Origin of the sequence: Mesorhizobium sp. M0244 (assembly GCF_040321795.1) — a bacterium.
GTDB lineage: Bacteria > Pseudomonadota > Alphaproteobacteria > Rhizobiales > Rhizobiaceae > Mesorhizobium.
In genome coordinates, this window is sequence record NZ_JAMYSE010000174.1 from 1 (window position 1) to 4117 (window position 4117).

Annotated in this window: 4 protein-coding genes; all 4 read left to right on the forward strand. The window is 63.5% G+C overall.

Annotated features, from left to right (window positions below; genetic code table 11):
- Positions 1-702 (forward strand): acyl-CoA dehydrogenase family protein (locus NKJ08_RS38115; RefSeq protein ID WP_352786306.1); only part of this gene is annotated, 702 nt, incomplete at its 5' end.
- Between the two features lie 33 nt (positions 703-735).
- Positions 736-1911 (forward strand): FMNH2-dependent alkanesulfonate monooxygenase, encoded by a 1176-nt coding sequence (gene ssuD, locus NKJ08_RS38120; RefSeq protein ID WP_352786308.1) that lies wholly within the window; start codon positions 736-738, stop codon positions 1909-1911.
- Positions 1908-3326, forward strand: a complete 1419-nt coding sequence (locus tag NKJ08_RS38125; protein WP_352786310.1) for an FAD/NAD(P)-binding protein — start codon at positions 1908-1910, stop codon at positions 3324-3326. The genes ssuD and NKJ08_RS38125 overlap by 4 nt, the downstream gene beginning before the upstream one ends.
- A 25-nt stretch (positions 3327-3351) precedes the next feature.
- Entirely contained in the window at positions 3352-3858 is a 507-nt protein-coding gene (locus NKJ08_RS38130; RefSeq protein ID WP_352786312.1) for a flavin reductase family protein, read from the forward strand.
- Positions 3859-4117 lie beyond the last annotated feature (259 nt).

Here is a 4117-nt window from a genome sequence, read left to right on the forward strand (position 1 = left end):
CTGGTGCCGATAGTGGCGCTAGATCACGATGGCCCGGCCTGGTATGCCATCGCCGATCGCGGCGCGCCCGGACTGACGGTCATCGACGACTGGTCGAGCTTCGGCCAGAAGACGACACTGTCCGGCACCGTTCTGCTCGACAATGTGAAGGTTCCGAAGACGCATCTCGTCCCGGGCTACAAGGGCTATGACCGGCCGACGGCCGACGGCGCCATCTTCCAGATAATCCAGGCCGCGGTCGATCTCGGCATCGCCAAGGCGGCGATCGACGAAACCGTCAACTTCGTGCGCACCAAGTCGCGCGCGTGGATCGACAGCGGCGTCGATCATGCCTGGCAGGATCCCTATACGATCCAGGCCGTCGGTGACCTCCGCCTGCGGGCCAATGCGGCGGAGGCGGTTCTGGATAAGGCCGGGCTTGCAGTCGATCGCGCCGTGGCCCGCCCCAACGAGAAGAGTGTCGCGGAAGCACAGATCGCGGTGGCGGAATCCAAGATCCTCACCACCGAGATCGCCATCAATGCCACCAACAAGCTATTCGAACTCGCAGGAACCCGCTCGACGCTTGCCGAGTACAACCTCGACCGTCACTGGCGCAACGCCCGCACCCACACGCTGCACGATCCGGTGCGCTGGAAATACGCGATCCTCGGCAACTATTACCTGAACGACGTCAATCCGCCGTTCCACGCCTGGAGCTGAGCGAGAACGCCGTAAAGTCACAAAGGACTATTCATGAGCACTGCCATCCCCGACAGGATCAAGGTCCTGTGGTTTCTTCCGACGCATGGCGACAGCCGCTATCTCGGCACCTCCGAGGGGGGCAGGGCGGTCGACCTGCCCTATCTGACCCAGGTCGCCAAGGCCGCCGACGCCATCGGCTACTACGGCGCGCTGCTGCCGACCGGCCGAAGTTGCGAGGACAGCTGGGTCGTGGCGTCGGCGCTGGCGCCGTTGACGCAGCGGCTCCGCTTCCTCGTTGCAGTGCGGCCGGGCCTGCAATCGCCGACGCTCGCCGCGCGGATGACCTCGACGCTCGATCGCATTTCCGGGGGGCGCCTGCTCATCAATGTCGTCACCGGTGGCGACCCAGTCGAGAACAAGGGCGACGGCATCTTCCTCAGCCATGACGAGCGCTATGAGGTGACGCGGGAATTCCTCAACATCTACAAGGCGGTGCTCAGCGGCGAGACCGTTGCCTTCGAAGGCAAGCACTTCCGCATCGAGGACGGAAGGCTGCTGTTCCCGCCTGTGCAGACGCCGCATCCGCCGCTCTATTTCGGTGGTTCGTCGGAGGCGGCGAATGCGGTCGCCGCCGAGCAGATCGACAAATATCTGACCTGGGGCGAACCACCCGCACATGTCGCCGCCAAGCTCGATCATGTGCGCGGCCTTGCCGAGAAAGCCGGACGCCAGGTGAGCTTCGGCATCCGGCTGCATGTCATCGTCCGTGAAACCAATGACGAAGCCTGGGCCGATGCCGATCGGCTGATCAGCCGTCTGGACGACAAGACGATCGCCGAGGCGCAGAAGGTGTTCGCGCGCATGGACTCGGTTGGCCAGTCGCGTATGAGCCGGTTGCATGGCGGCCGCCGTGACAAGCTGGAAATCAGCCCGAACCTGTGGGCTGGCGTCGGCCTGGTGCGCGGCGGTGCGGGCACCGCACTGGTCGGCGATGCGGTTACGGTGGCGGAACGGATCGATGAATACCGGCGCATAGGCGTCGATACATTCATCCTGTCCGGTTACCCGCATCTGGAGGAAGCCTATCGCTTCGGCGAACTTGTGCTGCCGCAGTTGCCACTCGATCACGAGATCTCAACGCGGCCGACGGCCGTCAACATGGGCCCCTTCGGCGAAACCGTGGCCGGCGACCATCGCCCGTCGGCGCTGCGCGCGAGCCAGTCTTGAGCGCCAGCGGACCAATCATAGCGATTGTCGGCGGCGGCTTTTCAGGTGCGGCGACTGCGTTTCATTTAGCGCGACTGCTCCCGGCCGGTGCATCCGATATCGTGGTCGTCGAGCCCCGCGAGGGGCTCGGCTATGGTCTGGCCTATTCCACGGCCGATCCGGCGCATCGTATCAATGTGCCGGCGTCGAGAATGACGCTGATCTCCGGCCAGGACAGCCACTTTGCCGACTGGCTGGAGCAGACCAGAGCCATTGTAGACGATGCCGAGGCTATTGCCGCCTACGGAGCACTCTACCCGCAGCGTCGCGTTTTCGGGCGCTATGTGGAATCTCATCTCCGGCCCTTCCTTCTCAGCAAAACGATCCGCCATGTCAGGTCCGCCGTCGCATCGGTCGAGCGCACCGGCGAGGGCTACTGTCTGATCCTCGCTGATGGCGGGACGCTCGCTGCCGACGCCGTGGTGATTGCGACGACGCATCCGCCGCCGGCCTTGCCGATGCCCCTGAAGTCCGTGGCTGGCACAGCCGGGCTGCTGGCCAATCCCTATGATCTCGAGAGGCTGGAAGCGATCGGCCGCGACGACCGTGTCCTGGTCGTTGGCACCGGACTGACGTCGGCGGACGTGATTGCAATGCTCGACCGCAGGGGGCATCGCGGCCACATCGTCGCGCTGTCACGCCACGGCTATCGCTCGCGCAGCCAAGCCGCGATGCTGGCCGATCCAATTGGTGATTTCACGACCCTTCCTTCACGCAGCGCAACGGCACTGTTCAGGCGCATCCGGGCAACGATCCTTGATGCCAAGCGTCGGGGCGAAGACTGGCATCCGGTGCTCGATGCCGTTCGATGTCAGGGACAAGCCATCTGGCAGGCTTTGCCGCTAGCCGAGCAGCGACGTGTGGCGCGCAATCTTCGTGCGCTCTGGGACGTGCATTGCTTCCGCCTCGCGCCGCAGGTTGCGGACGTGCTCGATCGACGCGTTGCCGAGGGCAAGCTCGCCTATCGCGCGGCATCGATTGCCGACGCCGAGGTGGTCGACGGGCGCATTCGCATTGCGCAGCGGCTGCGTGGCGAACGCAGCTTCGTTGTCGAGGCTTTCGATAGGGTGATCGTGACGACAGGTCCGGCACATGCCGATCTCTTCAGGACCAACACGGCGATTGCCGAGCTCGGACAGTTGGGCTTGGTCCGGCTTGACCCGATTGGTCTCGGCTTGGAGACCGATCCGCAAGGCCGTGCAGTCGGTGCATCCGGGCGCCCGACCGACAATATCTTCGTCAGCGGACCGCTGGCGCGCGGCAGCGTCGGCGAATTGATGGGAATTCCCGAAGTCACCGCGCATGCCGAGCGCATCGCCGCCGAAATCTACCAATGGCTTGGATATCAAACGGCGTTGCGCCGCAAGGCGTCGTGAATCTGCAAACGATGAGGCTATCGAGATGACACTGACGGAACGCATCCCCCTGGTTGAATCCCGGATTCCCTTGAAATTTGCGATGCGACATCTGGCCGGAGCCGTTTCCGTCATCACCGCGGGTGTGGGCGATGAACGGACTGGCGCAACCGTTACCACCGCCCATTCCTTGTCAGTCGAACCTGAGGTGATGGTCGTCAGCATCAATCTGGGCTCGTCGACCTGGGCAGCCATTAACCGGCACCGGCACTTCTGCGTGAACGTGCTGCGTGCCGACCAGAGTGCAATCGCCGACCGCTTCGCCGGTCGAGGTGGTTTGAAGGGCTCCGCACGTTATGACGGAGCTCGCTGGTCTGCTCTTGCGACCGGCGCACTGGCACTTGAAGGCGCGCTTGTCGCGGTCGATTGCACGGTTGAGGATACTATCATTCGCCACAGCCATGCATTGATCCTCGGCAGTGTCCGCCATGTGATGAGCGGAGAGCCCGGTCCTGCGCTGATCTATCATCACGGCGCCTACGGATCGCCGTAGTGCTGCGATAGCGCGCGCCCCAAACAAAGCACTCGTAGTCTTACGCGCTTAGAGTTGTTTTGCTTCCGACTGCGCGAGGGCTCGGGCGGAGCATCATTCGGAGTCATCACCACAGGGTTCGCCACCGAATACGAGAACATACGAAGGAAACGGTTTGGCGAACCACCCACTCTCATGATTGCTGACAATGGCCTTTGACATAAGCTGCAGCCCGCCGATCCGATCGGCGGTCGAGGCACTTGTACGGCGGATATGAGGT